The sequence below is a fragment of the Tunicatimonas pelagia genome (assembly GCF_030506325.1).
Taxonomy (GTDB): Bacteria; Bacteroidota; Bacteroidia; order Cytophagales; family Cyclobacteriaceae; genus Tunicatimonas; species Tunicatimonas pelagia.
This window is the reverse complement of the sequence record NZ_CP120683.1, coordinates 3,925,732-3,951,203: the sequence shown is the minus strand read 5'-3', so window position 1 is coordinate 3,951,203 and position 25,472 is coordinate 3,925,732. Positions and strand designations below refer to the sequence as shown.

At 40.6% G+C, this 25,472-nt stretch carries 22 protein-coding genes; 19 read left to right on the top strand and 3 right to left on the bottom strand.

What is annotated here, in order from left to right:
* Nucleotides 1–297: 297 nt before the first annotated feature.
* The 19 genes from P0M28_RS16945 to P0M28_RS16855 all read left to right on the top strand — a co-directional run bounded on the left by P0M28_RS16945 (nucleotide 298) and on the right by P0M28_RS16855 (nucleotide 21,416).
* Nucleotides 298–2,967 (top strand): SLBB domain-containing protein, encoded by a 2,670-nt coding sequence (locus P0M28_RS16945; RefSeq protein ID WP_302203725.1) that lies wholly within the window; start codon nucleotides 298–300, stop codon nucleotides 2,965–2,967.
* A 5-nt stretch (nucleotides 2,968–2,972) separates the two neighbouring features.
* Nucleotides 2,973–4,232, top strand: a complete 1,260-nt coding sequence (locus tag P0M28_RS16940) for a Wzz/FepE/Etk N-terminal domain-containing protein (protein ID WP_302203724.1) — start codon at nucleotides 2,973–2,975, stop codon at nucleotides 4,230–4,232.
* Nucleotides 4,233–4,238: 6 nt separating this feature from the next.
* A complete protein-coding gene (gene tviB / locus P0M28_RS16935) occupies nucleotides 4,239–5,507 on the top strand; it encodes a Vi polysaccharide biosynthesis UDP-N-acetylglucosamine C-6 dehydrogenase TviB (protein WP_302203723.1) in 1,269 nt (422 codons plus the stop codon).
* A gap of 2 nt (nucleotides 5,508–5,509) precedes the next feature.
* Nucleotides 5,510–6,526 (top strand): NAD-dependent epimerase, encoded by a 1,017-nt coding sequence (locus P0M28_RS16930; RefSeq protein WP_302203722.1) that lies wholly within the window; start codon nucleotides 5,510–5,512, stop codon nucleotides 6,524–6,526.
* 3 nt (nucleotides 6,527–6,529) lie between these two features.
* Complete coding sequence (locus P0M28_RS16925; protein ID WP_302203721.1) at nucleotides 6,530–7,357, top strand: ABC transporter permease; 828 nt, start codon at nucleotides 6,530–6,532, stop codon at nucleotides 7,355–7,357.
* Nucleotides 7,358–7,359: 2 nt separating this feature from the next.
* Nucleotides 7,360–8,577 carry an ABC transporter ATP-binding protein gene (locus P0M28_RS16920; protein WP_302203720.1) on the top strand — a complete coding sequence of 406 codons (1,218 nt, stop codon included), beginning with the start codon at nucleotides 7,360–7,362 and terminating at the stop codon, nucleotides 8,575–8,577.
* A gap of 7 nt (nucleotides 8,578–8,584) precedes the next feature.
* Nucleotides 8,585–10,030, top strand: coding sequence for an FkbM family methyltransferase (locus P0M28_RS16915; RefSeq protein ID WP_302203719.1), 1,446 nt, complete (start codon nucleotides 8,585–8,587; stop codon nucleotides 10,028–10,030).
* 47 nt (nucleotides 10,031–10,077) lie between these two features.
* On the top strand, nucleotides 10,078–10,968 hold the full coding sequence (locus P0M28_RS16910) for an alpha-1,2-fucosyltransferase (RefSeq protein WP_302203718.1): 891 nt from the start codon (nucleotides 10,078–10,080) through the stop codon (nucleotides 10,966–10,968).
* A complete protein-coding gene (locus P0M28_RS16905; RefSeq protein WP_302203717.1) occupies nucleotides 10,965–12,062 on the top strand; it encodes a glycosyltransferase in 1,098 nt (365 codons plus the stop codon). Before P0M28_RS16910 ends, P0M28_RS16905 begins: the two co-directional genes overlap by 4 nt.
* Before the next feature lie 22 nt (nucleotides 12,063–12,084).
* Nucleotides 12,085–13,002, top strand: a complete 918-nt coding sequence (locus tag P0M28_RS16900; RefSeq protein WP_302203716.1) for a glycosyltransferase family 2 protein — start codon at nucleotides 12,085–12,087, stop codon at nucleotides 13,000–13,002.
* 78 nt (nucleotides 13,003–13,080) lie between these two features.
* A complete protein-coding gene (locus tag P0M28_RS16895; protein ID WP_302203714.1) occupies nucleotides 13,081–14,007 on the top strand; it encodes a glycosyltransferase family 2 protein in 927 nt (308 codons plus the stop codon).
* Nucleotides 13,998–14,906 (top strand): class I SAM-dependent methyltransferase, encoded by a 909-nt coding sequence (locus P0M28_RS16890; protein WP_302203712.1) that lies wholly within the window; start codon nucleotides 13,998–14,000, stop codon nucleotides 14,904–14,906. Before P0M28_RS16895 ends, P0M28_RS16890 begins: the two co-directional genes overlap by 10 nt.
* A 36-nt stretch (nucleotides 14,907–14,942) precedes the next feature.
* Nucleotides 14,943–15,989: a glycosyltransferase family 61 protein gene (locus tag P0M28_RS16885; protein WP_302203710.1), complete on the top strand. Its 1,047-nt coding sequence runs from the start codon at nucleotides 14,943–14,945 to the stop codon at nucleotides 15,987–15,989.
* A gap of 112 nt (nucleotides 15,990–16,101) precedes the next feature.
* Nucleotides 16,102–17,316 carry a glycosyltransferase gene (locus P0M28_RS16880; RefSeq protein ID WP_302203708.1) on the top strand — a complete coding sequence of 405 codons (1,215 nt, stop codon included), beginning with the start codon at nucleotides 16,102–16,104 and terminating at the stop codon, nucleotides 17,314–17,316.
* Between the two features lie 45 nt (nucleotides 17,317–17,361).
* Nucleotides 17,362–17,553, top strand: a complete 192-nt coding sequence (locus tag P0M28_RS16875) for a hypothetical protein (protein WP_302203706.1) — start codon at nucleotides 17,362–17,364, stop codon at nucleotides 17,551–17,553.
* A 68-nt stretch (nucleotides 17,554–17,621) separates the two neighbouring features.
* The gene (locus P0M28_RS16870; RefSeq protein WP_302203705.1) at nucleotides 17,622–18,560 is read left to right on the top strand and encodes a hypothetical protein; all 939 of its coding nucleotides are present in this window, start codon (nucleotides 17,622–17,624) and stop codon (nucleotides 18,558–18,560) included.
* Nucleotides 18,561–18,601: 41 nt separating this feature from the next.
* Complete coding sequence (locus tag P0M28_RS16865) at nucleotides 18,602–19,507, top strand: class I SAM-dependent methyltransferase (protein ID WP_302203703.1); 906 nt, start codon at nucleotides 18,602–18,604, stop codon at nucleotides 19,505–19,507.
* Nucleotides 19,504–20,382: a glycosyltransferase family 2 protein gene (locus tag P0M28_RS16860; RefSeq protein ID WP_302203701.1), complete on the top strand. Its 879-nt coding sequence runs from the start codon at nucleotides 19,504–19,506 to the stop codon at nucleotides 20,380–20,382. Before P0M28_RS16865 ends, P0M28_RS16860 begins: the two co-directional genes overlap by 4 nt.
* An 11-nt stretch (nucleotides 20,383–20,393) precedes the next feature.
* Complete coding sequence (locus tag P0M28_RS16855; protein ID WP_302203699.1) at nucleotides 20,394–21,416, top strand: glycosyltransferase family protein; 1,023 nt, start codon at nucleotides 20,394–20,396, stop codon at nucleotides 21,414–21,416.
* A gap of 1 nt (nucleotide 21,417) precedes the next feature.
* On the opposite strand, the gene P0M28_RS16850 is transcribed toward P0M28_RS16855, so the two are convergent.
* From P0M28_RS16850 to P0M28_RS16840, 3 genes are read right to left on the bottom strand one after another with little or no spacing between them, the layout of a single operon-like run.
* Nucleotides 21,418–22,335, bottom strand: a complete 918-nt coding sequence (locus P0M28_RS16850; RefSeq protein ID WP_302203698.1) for a glycosyltransferase family 2 protein — start codon at nucleotides 22,333–22,335, stop codon at nucleotides 21,418–21,420.
* Nucleotides 22,328–23,440, bottom strand: a complete 1,113-nt coding sequence (locus P0M28_RS16845) for a glycoside hydrolase family 88 protein (protein ID WP_302203697.1) — start codon at nucleotides 23,438–23,440, stop codon at nucleotides 22,328–22,330. Before P0M28_RS16845 ends, P0M28_RS16850 begins: the two co-directional genes overlap by 8 nt.
* Entirely contained in the window at nucleotides 23,437–25,299 is a 1,863-nt protein-coding gene (locus tag P0M28_RS16840; protein WP_302203696.1) for a glycosyl hydrolase family 28-related protein, read from the bottom strand. Before P0M28_RS16840 ends, P0M28_RS16845 begins: the two co-directional genes overlap by 4 nt.
* Nucleotides 25,300–25,472: the final 173 nt, after the last annotated feature.

Here is a 25,472-nt window from a genome sequence, read left to right as displayed (position 1 = left end):
ATGTTCTTTTTTATCGTTCTTACTCCCAAACAAAAGCGAGTACGTTTTTCTGTATATGGCGCAGTTTTTGTCAAAATATTGTCAGTCAATACAATAACCCTATCCGGGGGTTTCGTTCTCAAACTTGCCAAATTAATCTAAGTGTTTGTCAGATAGTTAGAGTATATGTAGTTTTGCGCTGGGTTTTATCAGCCTCCACAAAAACGGAAGCCGACTCCCGAGCAAGTTCACGCCGCAAAGTACCGTATGTTAAAGCAGCATCTTTTTTTCCTTTTTTCTTCTCTACTGTTATTTGCCTTGACTTCAGTTTACGGTCAGGATCCTGGTTTGCTCCAGCAACAAGATTGGAGCCGAGTGAAGGTAGATAACTATTCAGATGAACAGATTCAGCGCCTAGTGCAAGCGGCTGAAGAGCGAAACATTAGTATTCAAAACATTCAGGAGCAGGCCCTGATTCGGGGAATGCCTCGTACTGAGGTAACTAAACTAGTCCGGCGGATGCAGCAGCTTCAGCGCGGTGGTAGTAGATCCTCCTCTTCCCGGCAACAATCCCCATTTTCTGATAATGAAGCTGGAGCAGATAGCCTCTCCCAACGCGACCCTATGCTAGATACGGTTAGCGAGGAAGAGCAAAAAGTATTTGGATTTGATCTGTTCAATAGTCAAGACTTAACTTTTGAACCTAATCTAAACATTGCGACTCCTAAAAATTACCAGTTAGGCCCGGGCGATGAACTGTCCATCAATATTTGGGGGGCCTCTCAGCAAGATTACCTGTTGGAGGTAGACCGAAGCGGGGCTATCCGAATTGATAATTTGGGGCCAGTGTACGTAAACGGCCTCACCATTGAAGAGGCCGAGCGAAGAACCATCAACCGATTAGCCGAAATTTACGCCGGGCTGCGGGGCAACCGAGAGCGACCAGCCAATACCTACGCTGAAGTAACTCTGGGTAGTGCTCGGAGTATCAAAGTTACTATTGTAGGTGAAGTGCGTAAGCCAGGCACGTACACCCTTTCTTCTTTAGCTTCGGCCTTTACTGCGTTGTATTTGTCCGGTGGTCCTTCGTTTATTGGATCATTCCGCAATGTAGAAATTGTGCGGGGCGGAGAAGTGGCCGATGTGCTGGATATGTACGATTTGTTAGTAGGAGCCGAAGAACCATCAGGTACTACTCAACTGCAAGATCAGGATATTATTCGGGTAGTGCCTTACGAAACCCGGATTGAACTAAAGGGGCAAGTAAAACGTCCGGGCTACTACGAAATGAATTCCGAAGAAACGTTAGCCGAAGCAATTGAATTTGGCGGTGGCTTCACCGATAGAGCGTATACTCACCGCTTAAAGGTAACCCGCAACACCCCTCGAGCAAAGAAGATTTTGGACGTGTCTCAAGAAACCATAAATAGTTTTCATCACGAAAACGGTGATGTGGTCTCGGTGGATTCCATCTTAGATCGCTACGAAAACCGGGTAGAGATTCTAGGGGCGGTCTTTCATCCGGGCGAGTACGCGCTTACCGAAGGGCTTACCGCCCGAGAGCTGATTACCAAAGCCGAAGGGTTGCGCGAAGATGCTTACGTAGGGCGGGCACTGCTCTATCGTCGGGGCGAAGACCTTTCCCCTCAGGTACTATCCCTAGATTTGCGCGAAGTACTCAACGGGCGCGGCACACCTACCGTGTTGCAGCGAGAAGACATACTGCGGATATACGCTATTACCGATCTGGAAGAAGAATACACCGTTCGTATTGACGGAGAAGTACAGGCTCCCGGTCAGTATCCATTTATGAAGGGAATGAGTTTGAGCGACTTGGTAGCCATGGCTGGAGGAGTGAAAGAGTCAGCCTACGAGGCTAAAGTAGATGTAGCTCGTCCGGTGAGAAATGCCCAAGAAGGAACTAATGGAACTAATGGAACTAATGGAACTAATGGAACTAATGGAACTAATGGAACTAATGGAACTAATGGAACTAATGGAACTAATGGAACTAATGGAACTAACGGAAGTGGTACCGTTACTGCTAGAACTTTTCAATTCGATATTAACTCATCTTTAATTATCTCCAGCGACGGAGCTAGTTTTGAACTACTTCCTTCCGATCAAGTATTTATCCGCAAGTCGCTCAATTATGAACCGGAGCAAACCGTTTTTGTCACCGGCGAAGTGGCTTATCCTGGAGAGTACGCCATTACCAGCAAAAACGAAAGCATCTCTGACTTGGTACGAAGAGCGGGGGGAGTAACTCCTTACGCTTATCAGGAAGGTGCCCGACTCATTCGGGTAAATCCTGCCTATTACGAAGAGAAGGCACTAAAAGATGAGGCTTTGCAGGACTCGCTACGTTTTTTACGCTATCAGCAATATTTCCTGAACGAATCTCAATCAACGCCCCCTGCTTCCCGTTCCCGTCAAAATACTACGATGAACCAAGCTACTCAGTTATCGCCAATGGTTATTAATGAACAGGAACTAGAGGATATAGAAGTACCCCGTTACGAGTTGATTGAGACAGAAACGCACAGTATAGGGATTAGATTAGATAGAATACTAGACCAGCCCCGATCTAAGTACGATATTAGGCTGTTAGCGGGAGATACCCTGGAAGTACCCAAGCAGTTGCAGACAGTACGTATGGGGGGGGAAGTGTTGTACCCCGTCTCATCCCGTTATGACCGCACCAAAGGGTTTAAAAATTACATTGCTGAATCAGGTGGTTTTACCCGGCAAGCTGATAAGAAGCGATCGTATATTATTTACGCCAATGGTTCGGTAGATCGTACGCGTAGCTTCTTGTTTATCAAGAACTATCCGAAAGTTGAGCCAGGAGCGGAAATTGTGGTACCTGAGAAACAAGCTCGTAACGGTTTAAGTCCGCAAGCTTGGCTAGGAATAGGGTCGGGTATAAGTGGCCTCACATTTGCCATCATTAGTATTTTAAATGCTATAGAAGACCGTAACGATTAATAGGATTGAATACACCTAAAGAATATACCGAAACTAGGCCTAAGGTCGAAATATCAGATGAAAACAAGCGAGTTTCTAACAGTAATGAGAGCCAAGAACCACTTCTACAAGATGGTGAGATTGATCTTTTAAATCTTATTGGTCAGATTTGGGGTAAGCGAAATGTTATTATTGTATCGACGGTAGTATTTTTGCTGTTTGGGATTTTTATAGCGCTAGTTAGCCCGGAGGAATATACTTCGGAAGTAGTACTCATGCCACAAAGCGGCTCCTCTTCAGGTGGAACATCCGGTTTGCTTCGTCAGTTCGGGGGGTTAGCCGGTATCAGTTTAGGAGGTAGCTCTTCTGGCGATATTGGTATTGACCTGTATCCGGATATTACTCAAAGTACACCCTTCTTTCTAAATATGATGGATCAACCTATATTCATAGCCAATATGGATACTACTGCTATTTTGAAAGATTATGTTACTGAACTGATAGAGCCCCCCATTACCGACTATGTTAAACGATACACAATTGGTTTGCCTAAACTACTGATTGGCCTGCCTATTCGGATAGTTCAGAGTTTTAAGGAAGAGCCTTCTCCCGTAGAACCTTCTCCAAATACAGCTGCCGTAGAAGATACACTTGGTCAAGCAAGCCAAATACCACAGGGTACTCAAAAGGCAATACAGTTAGAGGGAAAGGAAGTGGGGGCGATAGGTGAACTGCGTCAGCGTATAGAAACCTCTATTGAAGAGAACGGTATGTTACGGGTAAGTGTGACTATGCCTGATTCGTATGCTGCCGCCAGGGTTACTAGCTTATCGGTTGATTTTCTCACCGATTACCTCATTGAGTATAAAACCGAGAAGGCCAAAAGTAATCTTGGATTTCTGGAGAGGCAGTACAGTCAAGCCCAGAATAAATACTTTCGCGCTCAACAAAGGTTAGCTCAATTTCGGGACAGAAATAGCAATATCATCTCGGCAACCGCTCAAACCGAGCAGGAGCGTTTAGAGGACGAAAACCAGTTAGCTTTTCAGGTGTATCAGGGATTGGCTCAACAGCTAGAGCAAGCTAGAATTACGGTACAGGAGCAAACCCCCGTATTCAAAGTTCTAGAACCTGTGCAAGTTCCTTTAGACACCAGTGCTCCTAATCGTGAATTAATCATCTTCATCTTTATTTTTCTGGGAATATTTGTTGGCTTTGCTATCGCCGTACTGAGTATTATTTACCGATACATTGCGCCGAAGCTTAAAGCTACTAAAACATACTAGCAGTTTATGGAAAATGTCTCGCAGGTTTCCTCAATAGCAATTATTGGTCTCGGTTACGTTGGGCTTCCATTGGCAGTGGAGTTTGGAAAGAAATTTTCAGTAGTCGGCTACGATATTAATCAGTTCCGTATACGGGAGTTGAAAGAAGGTGTAGATACCACTCGGGAGGTAACTTCTGAGGAGATGGATGCAGCTGAAGGGCTATGGTGTACAGATAACCTGGAGGATATTCGCGATTGTAACGTATATATTATTACCGTTCCTACCCCCATTGACGAATATAAGAAACCAAATCTGATCCCACTTTACAAAGCAAGCGAAAGCGTAGGAGAAGTGTTGAAAGCAGATGATTGGGTTATCTATGAATCTACGGTATATCCTGGCTGCACTGAAGATGACTGTGTTCCTATTCTAGAGAAAGTGAGTGGGTTAACGTATAATCAGGATTTCTTCTGTGGTTATTCGCCCGAGCGGATTAATCCGGGGGATAAAGAACATAGAGTCAATACCATAAAAAAGGTAACCAGTGGCAGTACGCCTGAAGTAGCTGAGCAGATAGACCAATTGTACGCCTCTATAATTACGGCGGGTACGCACAAAGCATCTTCTATCCGGGTGGCGGAAGCCGCTAAGGTTATTGAAAATGCTCAACGCGATATTAATATTGCATTTGTTAATGAGTTAGCCCTGATTTTTGATCGTTTAAACATAGATACCAAGGAGGTATTGGAGGCAGCCGGAACTAAGTGGAATTTTTTACCATTTCGTCCGGGTTTGGTCGGTGGGCATTGCATTGGGGTTGACCCATTTTACTTAACCCATAAAGCCGAAAGTGTGGGCTACCATCCCCAAGTGATTTTGGCAGGGCGGCGCATCAATGATAATATGGGTATTTTTGTGGCGAATAAACTAGTGAAGCTACTATCACAAAAAGGAAGTGCCATCCGCGATGCTAACGTGCTGATGCTAGGAATTACCTTTAAGGAGAACTGTCCTGATATTCGGAATAGCCGGGTGATTGATATCATTCGGGAGTTGCAGAGTTTCGGAATTAATGTAGAAGTGTATGACCTGTTGGCTGATAATGAGGAAGTTCTCCACGAATATGGCTTATCGCTTGTAGAAAATTTGCAAGATACCTACGATGGCATTGTGATTGCTGTAGGTCATGAAGCTTTCCAGGAGATAGACTGGGCAAAATATAGAGAGAGTGGTGCGGTTATTTACGACGTTAAGAGTTTTTTAAATAAAGAGTTGGTTGACAACCGATTATAGATATGGGAGAGAAGGTTTTAATTACCGGGGCAGCGGGTTTTATTGGTTTTCACCTAGCGAATAGGTTAGGAAAAGAGGGTTACCAAGTGGTAGGCATCGATAATCTCAATGACTACTATGACGTTAAGTTGAAGAAAGATCGTCTGATAATCTTGCAGGAAAATCAGCCCGATTTTACTTTTCAGAAAGCTGAACTGGAGGACAAATCTGTGATTGACAGCCTGTTTGAAGAACATCGGTTTGATTACGTGATAAACTTAGCAGCCCAGGCGGGAGTACGATATTCACTGCAAAACCCTTACGCCTACACTGCTTCTAATGTGACGGGCTTTTTGAACATTTTAGAGGCGTGCCGACATTTTCCGGTCAAGCATCTACTTTATGCATCATCTAGTTCAGTGTACGGGGCCAATACGAAGATGCCCTTCTCGGTACACCACAACGTAGACCATCCGGTATCGCTATACGCTGCTACCAAGAAGGCCAATGAACTAATGGCGCATACCTACTCTCATCTGTACGGAACTCCTACTACCGGATTGCGGTTCTTTACCGTTTACGGACCCTACGGTCGCCCAGATATGGCTTTGTTCTTATTTACCAAGGCTATTCTAGAAGACCGACCGATTGATGTGTACAATCATGGCAATATGAAACGGGATTTTACTTACGTGGACGATATTGTAGAAGGCATTACTAGACTGCTACCGAATGCAGCCCAGCCTGATCCCGGCTGGAATGGCGATGAACCTGATTCGGCTACTAGCTTTGCTCCTTACAAAGTGTACAACATAGGGAATAATCATCCAGTAAAGCTGTTAGATTTTATAGAGGAAATTGAGAAAAATCTTGGAAAGAAAGCTGAGAAAAACTTGATGCCCATTCAGGATGGAGATGTCCCTGCTACTTACGCTGATGTGGAAGACCTGATGCAAGATGTTGGGTTCAAACCAAAGACCAGTATTCGGGAGGGAATTAAAAATTTTGTAGATTGGTATCGGGAGTATTATAAAGTGTGACAAATGCCTAAAACCATTATAGATGCCAATAGAAGCATACTATCACTTGATCTAGGTGAACTACTCAAGTACAAAGATCTCTTCTACACGCTTTCGTATCGGGATTTCAAGGTAAAATACGCCCAAACTTTTTTGGGATTTGCCTGGGCGTTTATCCAGCCGTTTATGACGCTGGTAGTATTTGCACTAGTGTTTAGTCGAGGGTTGCAAATAAATACGGGAGGTATACCGTACACCTTATTTGCATCCTGTGGTTTGGCATCTTGGACCTATTTTTCATCAGTGATGGGTCAAGCTGGTGCCTCCATCATTGGTGCCCAAGGAATGGTACAAAAAATTTATTTTCCTCGATTAGTGATTCCCTTATCAAAGGCAGTTGTTGGACTGATAGACTTTGGTATTGCTCTACTAGTCATTGTTATACTTATGCTATTTTATCAGTTTCCTCCATCGGCTAATTTAGTGTTTCTGCCATTTTTTATTATCATGGCTATGATAGCTTCATTAGGAGTTGGTATATGGCTAAGTGCTCTTACTATTCGGTACCGAGACTTTCAGCACGTTATTCCCTTTCTTCTACGGTTTGGTATGTTTTTTACTCCGGTAGCATACCCCGCTAACTTATTAATTAAGCGAATGCCAGACTGGGCAGCAATAATATATTACCTAAACCCTGTTGCTGGAATCATTGACGGTTTCCGCTGGAGTATTCTAGGTTCAGAGCCACCTGGGATGTTGGCGTATATTTCATTTGGAGTAATAATATTACTGTTTACTACCTCACTTTTTTATTTTAAGAAAGTAGAGCGGATTATTGCCGATATTGTATAAGTATGAGTGACGTTGCTATATCAGTAGATAACATCTCCAAACGTTATCTTATTGGGGATACCTCCAGTGGAAGCTTACGGGAAACTATAGCCGATTTTTTCTCCAATCAAGGCTCTCAAAAGACTGAAGAGTTCTGGGCGTTGAAAGATATATCTTTTGAGGTAAAGAGGGGAGAAGCTATTGGTATCATTGGCAAAAACGGAGCTGGAAAGAGTACCCTACTAAAAGTGCTTTCCCGTATCACTGAGCCTACTACCGGGCGAATTGAGATAGACGGAAGAGTATCTTCCCTTTTGGAGGTGGGTACTGGTTTTCATCCTGAGCTTACTGGGCGGGAAAACGTCTTTTTAAACGGTACGATCCTAGGTATGTCGCGTGATGAGATTAAAGCTAAATTTGACGAAATTGTAGACTTTAGCGGAGTTGAGAAATTCTTAGATACCCCGGTGAAGCGCTACTCATCTGGAATGACGGTTCGGTTAGCTTTTGCAGTAGCAGCTCATTTAGAACCCGAGATCTTAATTATTGATGAAGTACTTGCCGTGGGTGATGCTGAATTTCAGAGCAAATGCTTGGGTAAAATGAAAGACGTAGCAGGGCAAGGAAGAACTGTGCTATTTGTGAGTCACAATATGGGAGCCGTGAAGAGTCTTTGTCAGACTGGAGTATTTTTGAAAAATGGTCGTATTGAGTTACATGAGGATGCAATCCGAACAGTTGATTACTATTTAGAGAATGCAGTTGAGTTAAAAGGGGTTTTCTCATTTAAGATACCGAAAATTAATGATATGACTTTGGCATATGCCACAGAATTAACAATTGAAGATGAAAATGAAACAGTAACCCCTGTGGTATTTACAGGTTACCCATGGAATATAAGAGTTAAATTTACAATTGTTGAAAAAATACCCGCATTTATCATCGGTATCGGTATTGTAACAATAGACAACGTTTCAGTAAGAACTACATGGTCGAACCCACAAGACATTTCTCCAGGAGAATACGAAGCGATATTTAGAGAAGATATGTTATATTTTTCAAGTGGCGTTTTCAAATTGAATCTTGGTTTATCGAGTAGAGAAAGAAACCTACAATACCTAAATGAGTGTGCTTATGTGGAATTTGAAGAACAGATTGACAAACAGGTAGCTCTCAATACGAAATCGGGAATCCTATTAAATCCAATGGGTATATCAATATTTCAAATCTCAGAAGCCTAATAATACTATGTCTAAAGTAGAAGATTATGTCAACCAGCCAATACCCATAAAAGATCAGCTTTTGAAAGTCTTCAATAGAGAAGATAATATTATAATATTTGATATCGGTGCCTGTGAAGGACTGGATAGTATTAGATATGCAAATCTATTTCCACAAGCTCAAGTATATGCTTTTGAACCTATTCCTCACAATATCTCGAAAATAAAGGAGAACTTTATAAAATTTGAAGCATCCAACATTCATACCGTACCTAAGGCGTTAAGTGAACAATCAGGCACCGCGACATTCTACTTATCTTCTGGATCTCCAGAATGTAGGGAGGACTCTGATTGGGATTACGGTAATAAATCTAGTTCACTTCTTCCACCTGAAGAATGCGGTAAAAGCGTGCATAAGTGGTTAAAGTTCGAGGAAAATATCCAGGTAGAGACCCTGACTATTAACGAATTTGCGAAAGAGCACAATATTAATCAGATAGATTTTATTCACTTAGATGTGCAGGGAGCAGAACTTTCTGTTCTGAGGGGTGCCTATATCTTTTTAGAGTCCATAAAAATGATTTGGTTAGAAGTTGAAGATATTAAGCTGTATAAAGATCAGCCTTTGAGAAACGATGTAGAGCAATTCATGGCTAATCACAACTTTATAAAAGTACTTGATACATCTAACTCTATTTCTGGAGATCAATTGTATGTGCATAAGCGTGTTGCAAATATTTTTATTAATCGGAAAAGGAAAAGTGGATTATTACAAAAAATAAAGAATCGGCTTTACTCATCACCAGAGAGTAATAAAGAAGGTAAATATGTAAAAAAGACTTATGCCCAATCTGGGGAAGATGTAATCGTTCATCATCTATTTAAATCCTTAGGCATCGATTATCCGTCCTATATAGACATTGGTGCTCATCATCCATTTCATATCAGTAATACAGCCCTATTTTATGATAATGGATGCCGCGGAATCAACATAGAGCCTGACCCAGCAAAATTTAAGCTATTCGAGAAGTATCGTTCGCAAGATGTCAATCTTAATATAGGTATCGGAGCTATAGAGGAGAAAGCGGACTTTTACGTAATGTCGGTAAATACGTTAAATACGTTTTCAAAAGAAGAAGCCTATCGTTTAGATAGAGAGACAAACTACAAGATAGTGGATAAGCTTACTTTAGAAGTAAACACTGTTAAAAATATCGTCCGGAAGTACTGCAATAATATCTTTCCAGATTTCTTGTCTTTGGATGTAGAAGGGTTAGATGAAGTTATCTTACAATCTATAGACTTTACTCAAAGCAAACCTACTGTAATTTGTGTCGAAACCATCACCTTTGCTCCAAAGGAGAAGCAAAATAAAATCACAAGTATTATAGACTTCCTAACTACGCAAGGGTATTTTATCTATGCCGATACGTATATAAACTCTATTTTTATTGATAAAGATAAATGGCATTGAGCTTTTGTTTTTAGCAAATCGCTTTAATCTTATATTGGTTAGCTGATATGATTGTCGTAAAATTAAAGGGTGGGCTTGGAAATCAAATGTTTCAATATGCTTTAGCTAGATCTCTTTCATTCAGTATGAACAGAGCTTTCAGATTAGATAAGTCTTATCTAGACGATAAAACTCTAAGGCATGACTTCACAATACGAAATTACGAGCTCAATGTATTCAATATTCCTACTATCCAATGGGCTTCTCGTGCTGACATCAATCGCGCATTTGGTCGTGGTAGAAGTTGGTTAGAATGTAGAATCAATACAATCAGGCAAAAATTTTTTCCTTATTGTATTTATCAACAGAGATTTTTTCACTTTGATCCAGAGGTGTTACATATACCATCACGTAGCTATGTAGATGGTTACTGGCAAAGCTATAAGTACTTTCAAGACATCGCCCCCCAAATCAGGCAAGACTATTCTTTTACTCAACCGATGAATAATAGAAGTCAGGAAATTGCTCAACGTATTGAAGGTTGTTGTGCTGTATCAATACATATCCGGCGGGGTGATTATGTAAGCAATCTGATAGCTAATCAACACCATGGTATTTGTAGCAAAGATTATTACTTGAAAGGAATTGAGTTAATAAAGAGGCGAGTAGAAAATCCTTATTTTTTTTTCTTTTCGGATGATCCGCAATGGGTAGTTCAGAATTTCACTATTGATGAGCATAGCGAAGTCATATCGCACAATCAGGGTAAAGATGCTTATCAGGATATGCAACTTATGAGTCAGTGCAATCATCACATTATTGCAAACAGTACCTTTAGCTGGTGGGGTGCCTGGCTAAACGATAGTTTACACAAAATTGTGATAGCACCTAATCAATGGTTTACGGATAGATCAGTGAATACTAACGATTTGTTTCCGAAAGACTGGCTTAGAATATGAATACTTTTCCTTTAGTCAGTGTAGTGATGCCAGTTTATAATACAGCTCCTTTTCTCAGACAAGCCATTGACAGTATCCTTCGGCAAACTTATATTAATTTTGAGTTTATCATCGTGGACGATGCTTCAACTGATGATTCACTAGATATTATTCGCTCTTACCGAGATACACGTATTTATTTGATCAGCAATGAGGTGAATCAGGGAATCAGTAAAACTCGTAATTTGGGTATGCAACAAGCAAAAGGTAAATATATTGCAGTTTTCGATAGTGATGACATTGCCTTTTCTACTCGTTTAGAAAAGCAAGTTGAATATTTAGAGAAACATGATGATTTCGGACTGGTCGGGGGCGAGGTACTACCTATCGATAGTTGTGGTAACGTTATTGGACCGACATGGAAGTATCCAGCAAGACCAGAAGAAATTCCTGTTTTATTATTATTTAGAAACTATTTCGCTCAAGCGGCAGTCATGCTACGCGTAAACTCATTACCAGCCTCTTTGTATGATCCAACATTCATTACAGCGGGAGACTACGAGTTATGGACGAGGATTGCTCGGAAAGTAAAAGTATGGAATATTCCATCACCCGTTCTTAAGTATAGAGTTCATCAGAGCAGTATTACTCGTAGACACGACAAACAGAGTTCCACAAAATCAATAGTTAAAATAATCAAGAATCAACTATCTTATTTACAGATGAACTTATCTGAAGAGGAATTAGAACTCATGAAGCTCATGTCCACAAACAGTTATGATTCCAATCTTACGGTTCTCAGAAAAGCGTTCAAAGAAGATATTCAGCTACTAAATCAACAAATCAGAGTATTAGAAAAGGTTAAAAAAGCTAATAATCACCGAAAGGTTTATGATTTGCACGCTTGTGATGATATTATAGAAAGTAAAAAGGTGGATATAATAAAAATATATATAGATGAGGTTTTTACGAAAAGCTATAAAAGGTGTTTATGTAATCTAGTGCCTTTTTGTAGGTCTCCACACAAATTATATCGATATATAGGAATGCGAAGAAGCATAAGGATAGTCGCCAAATGTTTATTGGGTAGCGTACTTAAATTTGGAACTAAATAGGTATAAAGTGCATCTTTGCCAGATGAAAGATATTACCGTTATCATCTGTACGTATAACCGAGCCGATATTTTAGGTGACTGTTTACAATCGTTAGTGGAACAAACCTGTGAACCATCGCATTTTGAAGTGCTGATTGTGGATAACAATTCTACTGATGGAACTTCTCAAGTTGCCGAACACTACACTAACCAATACCCTCACTTCCGGTGGGTGAGAGAAGAACTACAGGGATTGAGCCATGCTCGCAACCGGGGTTATAATGAAGCTACTACGCCTTGGGTTAGCTATGTAGATGACGATGCTAAAGCTCATTCTAATTATGTAGAAAGAGCACTATGGACTACACGAAACTTTGATTTTGACTGTTTTGGAGGTACTTACTATGCTTGGTATAAATACGGTAAACCTGCGTGGTTACCCAAAAACTATGGTACTAAAGCTCTAGACCGGAGAACGGTGGGTATCACGAAAGATGGCTATGCTTCAGGCGGAGTAATCATATTCAAAAAATCAGTATTAGAAACCCTAGGGGGATTTCCAACGCATCTTGGAATGAAAGGTAATAAAATTTCTTACGGCGAGGAAACTTACCTTCAGGTTCAAATGAGAAAACAAGGGTATACGATAGGTTTTGACCCAGAACTAAAAATCGACCATTTGGTAGCTAAGTATAAGTTAAAACTATGGTGGCATATACAATCGCAGTTTCGCCAGGGTGTAATCAGTTGGGAAACATTTGACTATTCCTTAGAAAATAAAAAGCTAACCCATATGGCAAAAAAAGCTTTTTTTACACTGCGGGATGGTATAAAACTTCACACTTCTCAGCTACTACGTCCCAACTATAATTGGCAACATTGGATAATGGATGTCGTCAATCCCTTTGCCAAGGATTTGGGACGACTATGGGGAGCATACAAACTGAAAAGGAAGCATTAGAAATAGGTTATCACTATCTGTTTATACTTACCTTGAAAGCAAAATAGTTTAACATAAACAAAAGAGTCGTCGATATAGATGAAACCAAGAGATAATACCTTAGCCCCTGTTGTTCTGTTCGTTTATAACCGTCCGGATCATACCCTAAGAACGCTAGAAGCTCTATCTCTAAATGAGTTGGCTAAAGATTCAGTACTCTATATATATGCTGATGGCCCAAAAACTAATTCCGACGAAAAGATATTAGCAAGAATTGCCGAAACCCGAGAAGTGCTATACCAGAAGAAATGGTGTAAAGAAGTACATATCAGAGAGGCTAAAGAAAATAAAGGACTAGCTGATTCTATCGTAGGAGGAGTAACTGAAGTAATAAATAAGTACGGTAAAGTAATTGTGCTGGAGGATGACATTGTAACGTCACCCGGATTTCTTAAGTATATGAATGACGGCTTGAATATTTACGAAAGCTACGAGGAAGTTATGCATATATCAGGCTATTTTCCCCCTGTTTCCAGCTTTCACGAACTTCCTGAGACATTTTTCTATAATCAAACTTCATGTTGGGGTTGGGGAACGTGGGATAAAAGTTGGAAGTTCTTTAATAATAATGCGAAGGCGCTTCTGCATCAAGTATTAGACAACAATCTTGAGTACCAGTTTAATATTGATAATGCTTATCAGTTTACGTACCAGTTAGAAGCTAACATAAAAGGAGAGTTAAAAACGTGGGCAGTTAAGTGGCATGCTAGTGTCTTTCTACAAGATGGTCTATGTCTACACCCTAACCAATCTCTAGTTAGAAATATCGGGTTCGACGGAACTGGGGTACATTGTGGTGATTCACCTGCTTATCGGCAACAGAGCGTAGCTAACTACATACAGGTTCATAAGCAGCCACTCGTAGAATCTGCTTTAGCTAGAAAAAAAGTTAAAAAATACCTAGCTCCAAAGATAAGTTTGAGAAAAAACTTTAAGAAGAAAATAAAGCGCCTTTTATGGAATTGAAAAGTCCGATAACGGGATGTGATAATATAAGCTGGTTAAGAGATATAGAGACTTCATACATAGAGGAGCAGTACAGTAAAAAATTCAATATAGATGTATCTTTTTTATTTAGAAAAATAAAAAAGATATCAATCTATCGGGATAACGATACTGGCTACCGTTTCTACTATCCATTCAACGTTTCTGGTGATAGCAAATTTTATGAAGAACTACAGCGGTTTGAATGGTATTATATGCCTTGGAAGTGGGAGCATGAGAAATGTGTTGAGTTGATCCAAGATGGCGAAAGGGTGTTGGAAATAGGTTGTGCTAATGGAGAATTTATGGATGTGCTGCAGCAAAAAAGAAACGTAGAGACTACTGGCTTAGAGCTAAATGAAGTTGCCGTAGCAGCAGGAAGGAAAAAAGGAAGAAATATACTCTGTCAGGCAGTTCAGGATCATGCTGAAGATTTTGTGGGTTACTACGACGTGGTTTGCTCTTTTCAAGTGCTAGAGCATATTGCACAAGTTCGCTCGTTTATTGAAGCTAATGTTCAATGCTTGAAAAAAGGAGGAAAGCTCATATTTGGCGTTCCAAACAACGATTCTTTCGCTAAATACGATTGGAAAAATGATCTGCTCAATATGCCGCCTCATCACATGGGTTTATGGAATAGAGCCACTTTTGAGGGCATCGCTGATGTTTTCAACATCCAATTAATATCCCTAATATTTGAACCTTTACAATCATACCACTTAGATTGGTATATGTCCATTCTTGAAAAAAGATATTTGACTAATTCTCTGCTAAAAAAAATGTATTATCATTCGCGATTAAAAAGGCCATTAAAGAGCGTGATTCGCCATAATAGCAATAATATTAAAGGGCATTCTATTTTAGCAATTTTTTCCATTTGAAATTTTCTGTTTCATGTATATCGTTGATCATTCTAAATGAATAAAACCTGTATTCTTGACGAAGCAACTCTTCAGCGAACACCCCCCGCTAACATTAGCCAGGAGGATTATAGGCTTTTTTCCAAAGAATTCAATAAAACGTTTCCGAGCGTTTATTTAGAAGAAGTGCAGGATGCTATCATGACGCCTGAAGGGGTTTTTGTCAGGCGAGGTAAAGTGAACAAACGTCTGACTCAATACAGTAAAGCCAAACATCCCTCCCATTTTCTTAGTAAAGATTATCTTAAATTTATAAAGAAAAATTATTGGGATCGGAGTAGTATCACTATTTCCAAACAGGCGCTATGGATTATAGATAAAGTATCTCATAATTATTTTCATTGGTTATTTGATGTGCTCCCAAGGTTATGGGTTTTTCAGAAAAACATTGTTGACCACCAGAATTATACCCTATTACTGCCAGAAAACTATCAAAACCTATCCTTTGTACAGGAGGCGTTAACAGCTTTCGGCATATCCGACATAACTTATCTATCAGATAAAGCTACTTACAGAGTAGATTCTCTTCTGATTATTGAACACACTGCACCCACTGGCAATTATCGCCCCGATATTGTTCAGGAAGTTCGGAAAAGACTGTTAGCCAAACTAGAAGACCAAAGCTTTTCTAAAGAAAGTAAAATCTATGCAAGTAGAGGTAAGGCGCCACGTCGTAAAATCCTCAATGAAGAAGAACTAATAAAAGTTTTAGATAGACACCAGTTCTCTACTGTGTACTTCGAGGAACTATCGTTCCGAGATCAGATCAACATTATTAAGGATGCTAAATATCTTGTCTCTAATCATGGTGCGGGCTTGTCTAACATGCTGTTTATGCAGCCGGGTAGCTACGTATTTGAGTTAAGACAAGAAAATGACACTCACAATAATTGCTATTTCAGTCTGGCTTCAGCGAACTCTTTAAACTATTACTATCAAACGTGTCCTCCTGATAAAAGCAAAATCGTTAATGCCCATTCTGATATATATGTAAACATCAGTGAGTTTGAAAAAAACTTAAGTATAATGTTAGCAGATGAATAATTTCCTGAGCCTACAATCGGAGACTAAGCTTTGCTAATATTTGTATACATAACGTGTAGAATGGCCTTGCTATCAAATACTTATGGTACTTTACCGGGTAATAAGCATGAATATGAAAATATTACATATTAGTACTAAAGACACCGGCGGGGCTGCCATTGCAGGAATTAGACTTCATAAAGGGCTTCTACAACAAGGAGTAGACTCAAAATTTCTATTCTATGAGGAAAAAACAAATGAAATAGAACAAAGCTACTACTGGAAGCGAAAAAAAAATACGCTTAAACAGCAACTTGTTGACAAACTTATCTTTCGCCATAGTGTACAGCAAAAGAACGGAAGAAAGCTGCATGGTCTACCTCGAAACTATGATATGTTTAGCTTCCCAAACAGCGATGTAGATATCACCCATCATCCACTCTACTACGAAGCTGATGTGATTAATTTGCACTGGGTACCTCGTTTTCTTGACTATTCTTCTTTTTTCAAAAAATGCAAGAAGCCATTAGTGTGGACCTTACATGATATGAACCCTTTCAGTGGTGGCTTTCATTATCAAAGCGATTTAATCCGTAATAGTGGAAAAATCTTAGAGCTGGATCAGCAAGTACGGAGCGTAAAAAATGAGGTATATTCCCGCAGTCAATCATTTACTGTAATAACTCCTTCGCGCTGGATGTACCAAGAGGCTAAAAACAGTGAGTTATTTCGTAGATTCCCCGTCAAGCAAATCCCTTACGGACTAGATACTTCACTTTTTAAACTATACGATCAGGCTTTTGCCCGTCGGGTATTTAATCTACCTCAAGACAAAAAGATATTGCTATTTATAAGTGATGCGTTAGATAACAAGCGCAAAGGCTTTGATCTTCTGCTGAAGGCGGTTTCTGCTATTGAAGACGACTCACTTTGGCTATGTGCAGTAGGAAAAGCCAGTGCTGAAATCAGCGAATTAAGAAACGTTAGTTACCTAGGCAGAGTGAACGACGAACGCTTAATTGCTCTACTCTACAACGCCTGCGATGCATTTGTCTTACCCTCGCGGGAGGATAACTTGCCTAATGTAATGCTGGAGTCTATTGCTTGTGGTGTACCAGTAATTGCCTTTCCAATAGGAGGTGTTCCCGATGTGATAAAGGAAGGCAAAAATGGTATTCTTGCCGAAGAGGTGTCTGATGTGTCTCTACGGAAGGCGATTACTAAATTTTTATCTAATCGCTATTACTTTGAGAGAGAAGAAATTCATAAAGCAGCAGATGCAAACTACCGATTAGATAAACAGGCAGAAAGCTATATAGAATTGTACCACAGTCTTCTTGGGGTGTAGGACACGATTGTAAAGATGTTTAAATTTGGAAAAAAGCTACCCGTTATGGAGAAAAAAGATCAAGTATTACAAGCAAGACTGATGGAACGCATAAAAGTTTGGCAGCAGAGCCAAGAAGGGCAAACTAGTGGATACGAGTATGAGCACAGTTTTTCGGAGATGATGCGCCATCTAGGGCAGGACATTCTGCAAGCTAGTACGGGGGAGGAGGCAAATGCCAGAAAAAAAAAGAAGTAGCCACCAGTTTTGGAAAAATATCCGTTCCCAAACACCATGTGTTAGCTCAACATACCCCCCACTTTAAAATGAGTGCGTATTTGCAGGAAGTAAGTTGCTGGATAGGCCAGCAGCAGGTCTTTGATAAAAGTAGTGAAGCGATAGGTAAGTTACTACATATCTCAGTGAGTGACAAACAAGTAGAACGGCTCTGCCACCACTACGGACAAATGCTGGAGGAGCAACAAATCCAGGCCCTGGAGCAGGGGGAAACACACCGTGTTGATGCAAAACAGCAGACAGCCATGCACTATGTCATGGTGGACGGAGCGCAATTCTTGTTTCGGGAACAGGGCTGGAAAGAAGCCAAACTAGGCCGGGTATTTCCAGCATGCTCTTTATTGGAAGAGAGCCCTCAACGAAACTGGATCAAAGAATCACTTTATGTGGCCCACTACGGGGGGCATCGGGGGTTTGAAGAGAAAATGCAGTACTATATGGATGAGTTGAGCGATGTGGTGATTGTCGCTGATGGTGCCTCTTGGATATGGAACTGGGCCGAGGCTATGTATCCTGGGCAGCGACAGATACTAGATTTCTACCATGCGATGGAACATTTAGGCCACTTTGCCACCGACTACTTTAAAAAACCGCCTCAAGCCAAAGCCTGGATTGAGCAGCAGAAAACCTGCTTGTTGTCCGATCAGGTAGAGCAGGTCATAAAAGTCATCGAGGGGTTGCCCCCTAGTCGGACCATTCCCACAGAGCAAGCCAGAGTAGCCTTGATAAAGTACTATCAGAAAAACCAGAAACGCATGATGTACGGCACTTTCCAAGAAGAAGGATTACTAATTGGTTCCGGCCCTATTGAAGCAGCACACCGACATGTGCTACAGCAACGTTTAAAACTATCTGGGCAGCGGTGGACCGTTACCGGTTTCCAAGCAGTCGCTAACTTGCGAGCTACCGAGAAAAGTCAGCGATGGCAAAAAGTCATCGACTTAGTGCAACAAAAGATAGCCGCTTAACATCCGTGTCCTACACCCTCTTCTTGTGAACTCTACAGCAAATGAAAAAAATAATTAAGAAAAGTTTTTTACGGTTTCCCTACATAAAAAAATTATATCAAGATCTACAAACGTATAAAACATGGAAGCCCCCCGGTCACTATTACAGCCCTATTCCCGACATAGATTACGTCGATAAGAACTATAGCAGAATTACCAAAAGATTAGAAAATTACGCAGGATTAGAGTTAAGAAATGAGTCACAAAAGGATTTACTTATCTCTATGAGCAGATTCTACTCGGATATACCTTATCAAGAAGAAAAGCAACCTGATTACAGGTATTACTTCAATAACAGCTTTTTTTGTTACGGCGATGCTATTTTACTCTATTGCATGTTAAGACACGTCCAGCCTAACCAAATCATCGAAGTAGGCTCTGGTTTTTCTTCGTCGATTATGCTGGATGTAAACCAACATTATTTGAGCCGAAGCATGAAATTAACATTCATTGAACCATATCCAGAAAGACTAAACACTCTTTTGAAGCCAGAAGATACTTCTCAAAGCTGTATAAAAAAGGGGTTTGTTCAGGATGTAGAGGTTGACTTCTTTCGTAATCTTGAAAGGGGTGATATTCTATTTATAGATTCCTCTCATGTTTCCAAGGCAGGAAGTGATTTAAACTATTTTCTATTTCAAGTTTTACCTATTCTCCAAGATGGAGTAATCGTTCATTTTCACGATATATTCCATAATTTTGAGTATCCTTTAGAATGGATTAAGCAAGGGCGAGCTTGGAATGAATCCTATCTGTTACGGGCTTTTCTACAGTACAATGATGCATTTCATATCTTACTTTTTAATGCCTATCAAGGAAAGTATGAGTCTCAGTGGATGAATCAGCACATGCCTCTTTTTATGAAAAATCCCGGGGGTAGCATTTGGTTACAGGTACACAAGTCATGAGCAGAGCAAAAAAAATAGAGAACTGGCCTTGGCAGGAGGGAATACCTAACAAAATATATCAAAATAGAGATCAATGGCCAAAAATATCGATAGTAGTTCCTAGTTATAACCAAGGTAAGTTTATTGAAAAAACTATCCGTTCGGTACAGCTGCAAAACTATCCTAACTTAGAATTTATTATTGTAGACGGTGGAAGCACTGATAATACGGTAGATGTTATTCGGCAATACGAAGATCATCTGGATTTTTGGGTCAGTGAAAAAGACAATGGACAGGCGCATGCTATTAATAAGGGATTGCAAAGTGCTACTGGAGATATTCTGTATTGGATCAATAGCGATGACTATCTACTACCAAATGCCCTCTTTCACATAGGCTCGTTTGACTGGCAACCTGAAACTGGTGCAGTAGTAGGTATTGGTCATAAGGTAGATACTCATGATCGCATTCAATACACTCCTGAAGTACCAGAATTATCTTTTCAGGCATTCTTACGATGGGTAGGTTACGGAAACTTTATGCAACCTGCTTGCTTCTTTTCAGCTAAAGCATGGAGGGAGTGTGGTCCACTTAATGAGAACCTTCATTTTTGCCTGGATGTAGATCTATGGTTGAAAATTTCGCAGAAGTTTAAATTTGAGGGAATCGATCAAGAATTGGCCCACGCTTACATTCATCCGGATGCCAAAACTACGGCTGAAAAAGAAAAGATGAAAATGGAGACCGCACTACTTATTGCTAAATACGGGCCAGAGGGGTTTGAAGAAGGGCGTAAACTACTCTATTGTTTTACTGAAAAGCACCTGCAATACAAGAAAGCATATACCCTGCTATTTGATAATCTCTTTGCTAAAGCACTAAGAAAGCTGCGATAAAAAACATTCGCATGGCTAAAGACAACCAAACTGAATCCGAAGAACTGATTGAGGTTTTCAAAAAACTAGAGCCTCGGCTTAATAAAGTGTATGTCGGGGCAACTTTGAAAAACGCCATCGTTATGCAGAACAATCGGTACATTCGTCTGCTCTATCAGGATTTTTCGGCGTACCAGTTGCCAGTAGAATTTCTTATTCGCGATAATTTCCACGAGGTGATATGGCGAAGAATGAAAGGGGAAAAAAGCATTGTTCACCATCATTGGCTCCAGTTTGATAATAATTACAGCCTCAAACCTTTGGCAAAGGTTTTCTTGGGTTTATTTATTTTCAGGATGCTAGGAGGTACTATTGTGTGGACACTGCATAATAAACTTCCCCACGATAATCCATACCCCCAGACTAATACCCGAGTTAGAAAGTGGTTTGCTAAAATTTCTACCCACTTACACGTGCATTGCACCCAAGCGCGGGAAGAGATGAGTCAGTTTCTGAAGGTATCTCAAAATAAATTTTTCGTAGTAAAACACCCCAATTATCCGGTTACTACCCAATCGCAGGAAGAATCCTGGACGAAGATTAGACAGAGATACGCCGACCACTTTGATAATGAGGTGTGGCACCAACCAGGAACAACTTATCTCATGTTTGGGCAAATTAAACCTTATAAAGGTATTGCAGAGGTCGTAGACCTATTTCTAGCCCACTCCGAAAGTAATAAGCGGCTGTTAGTTGTGGGTAGAATTAAAGACGAGGCTTATGTCGATAAAGTCCGGGATAAGGTCAGTGACGCAGCTAATGTAATACTAATTCCTCAGTTCATTGCTGATGAAGACACCCCATTGTTCTACGGAATCAGTGAGTACGTAATTTTCAATTACACTAGCATATTAACATCAGGAGGGGCTATTGAAGCTCTCAACTATCGGAAGAAAATTATTGCCCCCCGTAAGGGTTGTTTAACCGATCTGGTAGGGGAGAATATCATCCACTTTGATACACTATCTGAACTAAAGAATATACTCTTTTCGTAATCTATTTCCTTACAGACTGTGAGTTTACCAGCCCAATTACCCGGCCAGTATTGGTGGCTAAAACAGCTAACCAACCCGCAAAAAATGTTTTTAGGAGAAATCGCTGCGGTATATTTCTTTTTTGGAACCGGCGGCTTAGCTTAGCAATATTAGGTGCGAGGAAGAACAAAGACTTGCCGTAGGTAACTAGAATTCGGAAGAAAATTTTACCATACCCCTCCCCATCTTGCTGCCAGATATTGGGTTGCCCTTTCCCTACGCGAACCTGCTTTCTTAAAAGGGGGTTCAGTTTTCTGGCACTTTTATAGATTATAGCTTCCTCGCTATATTTTAGCTTATAGCCAACCGCTACTGCCAGGCTTGTCCAGATTACATCTCCACCGGACCTGATATTTTTGGAAAAAAATCCGGCCTTATCAAACACATATCGATAGATAAAGAGGTTAGCCGTTTTTGCCATTCCATCGTTTTTAATATTATCCTCCATCTGGACGTTGTGCAGGGAATCATAAATTTCAGCCCCAGTTTTCTGAGGCGAAAAAGTAAAAACTACCTTTCCCCCTACCAAATCAGCCTGTTGAGCAATCAGTGACTGAACCCCCCGTTCAAGCCAATTTTGCTCGGGTATGCAGTTCGCATCAATCAGAGCAATAATTTCCCCAGTGGACTGTCGGATACCCAAATTTCGAGAGGGATACGGGCTTTTAGTCTCAGTTTGTGACAGGAGCGTAACTTTAAACTGCTCGATTACTTTAATAGTAGCTTCGCTAGAACCGTTATCTACTACAATGATTTCGTATTGATTGTGAGGATAGGTCTGCTGTACTAACGCTGTTAGACATTGACGAGTAGCTTCTGGGGCATTTAGCGTAGGTACAATTACGGAGACTTTGGGATATTGGCTACGGTCGTCATTCATTATCAATATATTGATATATTTCGTCAGCGGCTAATAATACTGATCCCGCCCCATACTCCTGGAAATCATCGGCACGGATGTTCATTGGTTTTTCACCCCGAGGTTGTACCCAGCCAACCTTTCCACTGTCGTAGATCTTACTAGTTATTCCCAACCAAGCATGTCTAATACACTCGTCAAACGCTTGTTTATTCAAGACGCTATTGTTTACCCCCCAAGCCAATGCGTAAGTAATGAGTGCCGAACCACTGGCTTCAGAAAGTAGGTGCTTATGCGAATTTAATACGCTAGGATGCCATAAACCCTCTTCATTCTGCATATTTCTAAACTTTACAGCCATCTCAGTAAATACTTTGGATAGTCTTGTATACTCCTGCTCTTCGGGCGAAAGCTGCTCCAGAATTTTTGCGATACCAGCTAATACCCAACCATTCCCTCTCAACCAGAAAGTCCGCGAGCCAATAAAGCGCTCATCCCGGTAGTATAGCGAATCTTGTGGGCTGTACAAATGATCGTGAGCATCCCACCACATGGTGTAGAACTGACTATAATTATTATCAGTATCCAGTAGTTTATGAAAATGAACAATCGTAGGCGGAGCCATAAAGAAAGCATCACACCAATGCCATTCTTCCCGGCCAGGGATATTTGCCTTACGTATTCTTTGTATCTCCTTTTCTATGAACTGTGTATTGATAGCATTTTTTCTTAATTCTGTTAGTTCTAAGTAGGCTTTTGCACATAGCAAATTGTTAGCAGGATGTGAATGATTGCTCAGTCCCCATTGATTTTGTTCAGCCCAGTTATGAACATAAGTTAGGTAATCTTTATTTTGGGTAACCCGGTAGGCGGAGACTACTCCTAGCATAAAAGTTGACCGTGCCCAGTCAGTATCCTCGGGCATATCTATGGGATGGTTGATTTGCCAATTGGCAACCGATTTGGTAAGAGCCTGAATATAAGATAGGTCAAATACATCGCCTGATGCTGGCATTGAATACGGCTCAAAAGAGGGCAAAGGGGTAAGGACTTTATTATCTTCTTCTTGACAAGCAATCAGGATGAAGCCGATGAGCCAGTAGTAGCGAAAGAAGAAAAGCTTCATATGGTAGCCATAACTAAAATAGGGGTGGCAAATTCGTTATTAGAAAGATGTACTATTAACGTGCTAGCCGTTTGGCTATTACCGATGGGAATGCCTTGCTGTACCCTGACGTTCTTATTTTTCTGCAAAAATCGACCGTTAGTCGTATATATCGCCACGTCGAACGAGTCGGAATAATTACCATGAATATATAGCGTATTATCTTTAAGAAAGGCGTAGAATGAATCGTTTACAAATACTCGGGAGTCAGGGATAGTAATGGTAGAGCCACAGCAAAGTTCATCAAACAGTTTTCGGTTTTGCCAGCGTTCTTTAGCCGGGTTGGTGTTGTAGTTAAAGTGAGGGTCAGGAGCAATGGACGGCCAAGGCAGTTCACCATAGAAGTCAGGTTTAGCATTTAGGTAAAGTGAAGGTGGCAGGGCAACCCAAGGGAGCGTATCTATTTCGCTTGCGATATTATTTTTGATTTTTATTGTGCCTTTTACGGAGGAGGTGGCCCTAAATTCCCCAGGAATTACATTACCTATTACATTATGGTCAACTGAGGAATCTTTAATTACAAACTCCATATCGGTTTCAATGGTATTTCTAAAGAAAGTAGTGCCTGGTCCGGATGGCCCCCAGTAATCAGCACTTATAATCCGTTGAACTGCATTGTGCTCAAATAAATTCATAAATGAGTAATAGCCGTGAATGGATATATCCACTGCCGGATGATCCATATACTCCTCACAGTAGCCATTTTGCATCGCATTTCCCCGACTTATCTTCGTATGAGCAGAATAGTTGTAGGAGAATACGTTTCGGTTGGCTCCCTGACTAACGAGCATAGAATGCCGTAGATTGGTAAAGACGTTGTTATAGATATGGTTTTCACTGGAATGATTTCTTACTGCTACGCCGTAGCCCATGCCTCCGGCACAGTGAAAATGAGCATCATCGAAGTAGCTTCCTTTTATTTCACAATCCCTTGAAGCTGATAGCGATACGTGAGTATTGCTTGTGTAGTGGCTCCTCACACAGCTTATCCAGGAGTCTTTAGCATATCCAAAACTGAAGTTGTTTCCCGGAAGGTTTCTATCTAGCCTTTCTAAAGAGAAACCTTCTAGTCCCACATCTTCGATCATATTTACTTTCTGAATACGAACTTCATATCGGTCGTCATAATCTAGTGTGAGGCTTCTGTCCAAATGAATAGTATCGTTTGCTATACGGCGAATAGATAACATCTGACCTACAATCCACTCAGAAGCAAACTCTTCCCACAAAGGCATGGTATACATCTCTCTCGGAATATTTTCCCGTTCTAGTTCAATATCGTCACCCACGTTGAAATACTGGCTTGCTCCTTCTATAACAATTTTATTAGAGCCTAGCGGAAAAGTCTTGCTTACCGGGTAATACTCCCGGCTTGCTTCACCTCTGAGTAAAAAAGGCGTGCTCTCAGAAGAAATTAGATCAAATTTAAAGGTCGTCAATAAAGGGGAAGCTCCTCTGATTGTCTTATGACTAGGTACAATAATACCTTTACGAAAGAAATAAGCTCCAGCAGGAAAGTAAATAACCGCATCTTCGGGGGTGGAATTCAGGGCATGTTGTAAGATAGGCGAAACATCGGTTTCTCCTGTATTATCGGCACCAAACCACTCAACAATATTGTAGATATTTTCAGAGAATGATAGAAGCTGAGGACTGTTGGAGCTACCGACATTGTCTACCACCGGGCTACTGTCTACTATATTCCAGTCGGTTATTCGGGTGCTATCTAGTTCTTGGGCTACACCCTTATAGCTAACCAAGCAATTTATAATCAACGGGCAAATAGCTGTCTTTACCCATTGCACCTTGTTAAAAACCATACCTTAACCAACTTACTGAACTGTGAGTGAAGTAAAACTCAATGCTAAAAATAGAAATATTTATTGAAGATCATCGGCAACTACACCTCTTTTCTTACATAAGAATACGATAAAACAGCATATTTCGTAACGGTTTGGGTTACTTATAAAATGATATTTTTGAAAAATGTACT

Excerpts from the sequence above, each read along its gene's own strand:
- tviB (WP_302203723.1), top strand. The coding sequence starts at position 4,239 with ATGGAAAATGTCTCGCAGGTTTCCTCAATAGCAATTATTGGTCTCGGT.
- P0M28_RS16930 (WP_302203722.1), top strand. The coding sequence starts at position 5,510 with ATGGGAGAGAAGGTTTTAATTACCGGGGCAGCGGGTTTTATTGGTTTT.
- P0M28_RS16925 (WP_302203721.1), top strand. The coding sequence starts at position 6,530 with ATGCCTAAAACCATTATAGATGCCAATAGAAGCATACTATCACTTGAT.
- P0M28_RS16920 (WP_302203720.1), top strand. The coding sequence starts at position 7,360 with ATGAGTGACGTTGCTATATCAGTAGATAACATCTCCAAACGTTATCTT.
- P0M28_RS16915 (WP_302203719.1), top strand. The coding sequence starts at position 8,585 with ATGTCTAAAGTAGAAGATTATGTCAACCAGCCAATACCCATAAAAGAT.
- P0M28_RS16910 (WP_302203718.1), top strand. The coding sequence starts at position 10,078 with ATGATTGTCGTAAAATTAAAGGGTGGGCTTGGAAATCAAATGTTTCAA.
- P0M28_RS16905 (WP_302203717.1), top strand. The coding sequence starts at position 10,965 with ATGAATACTTTTCCTTTAGTCAGTGTAGTGATGCCAGTTTATAATACA.
- P0M28_RS16900 (WP_302203716.1), top strand. The coding sequence starts at position 12,085 with ATGAAAGATATTACCGTTATCATCTGTACGTATAACCGAGCCGATATT.
- P0M28_RS16895 (WP_302203714.1), top strand. The coding sequence starts at position 13,081 with ATGAAACCAAGAGATAATACCTTAGCCCCTGTTGTTCTGTTCGTTTAT.
- P0M28_RS16890 (WP_302203712.1), top strand. The coding sequence starts at position 13,998 with ATGGAATTGAAAAGTCCGATAACGGGATGTGATAATATAAGCTGGTTA.
- P0M28_RS16885 (WP_302203710.1), top strand. The coding sequence starts at position 14,943 with ATGAATAAAACCTGTATTCTTGACGAAGCAACTCTTCAGCGAACACCC.
- P0M28_RS16880 (WP_302203708.1), top strand. The coding sequence starts at position 16,102 with ATGAAAATATTACATATTAGTACTAAAGACACCGGCGGGGCTGCCATT.
- P0M28_RS16875 (WP_302203706.1), top strand. The coding sequence starts at position 17,362 with ATGGAGAAAAAAGATCAAGTATTACAAGCAAGACTGATGGAACGCATA.
- P0M28_RS16870 (WP_302203705.1), top strand. The coding sequence starts at position 17,622 with ATGAGTGCGTATTTGCAGGAAGTAAGTTGCTGGATAGGCCAGCAGCAG.
- P0M28_RS16865 (WP_302203703.1), top strand. The coding sequence starts at position 18,602 with ATGAAAAAAATAATTAAGAAAAGTTTTTTACGGTTTCCCTACATAAAA.
- P0M28_RS16860 (WP_302203701.1), top strand. The coding sequence starts at position 19,504 with ATGAGCAGAGCAAAAAAAATAGAGAACTGGCCTTGGCAGGAGGGAATA.
- P0M28_RS16855 (WP_302203699.1), top strand. The coding sequence starts at position 20,394 with ATGGCTAAAGACAACCAAACTGAATCCGAAGAACTGATTGAGGTTTTC.
- P0M28_RS16850 (WP_302203698.1), bottom strand. The coding sequence starts at position 22,335 with ATGAATGACGACCGTAGCCAATATCCCAAAGTCTCCGTAATTGTACCT.
- P0M28_RS16845 (WP_302203697.1), bottom strand. The coding sequence starts at position 23,440 with ATGAAGCTTTTCTTCTTTCGCTACTACTGGCTCATCGGCTTCATCCTG.
- P0M28_RS16840 (WP_302203696.1), bottom strand. The coding sequence starts at position 25,299 with ATGGTTTTTAACAAGGTGCAATGGGTAAAGACAGCTATTTGCCCGTTG.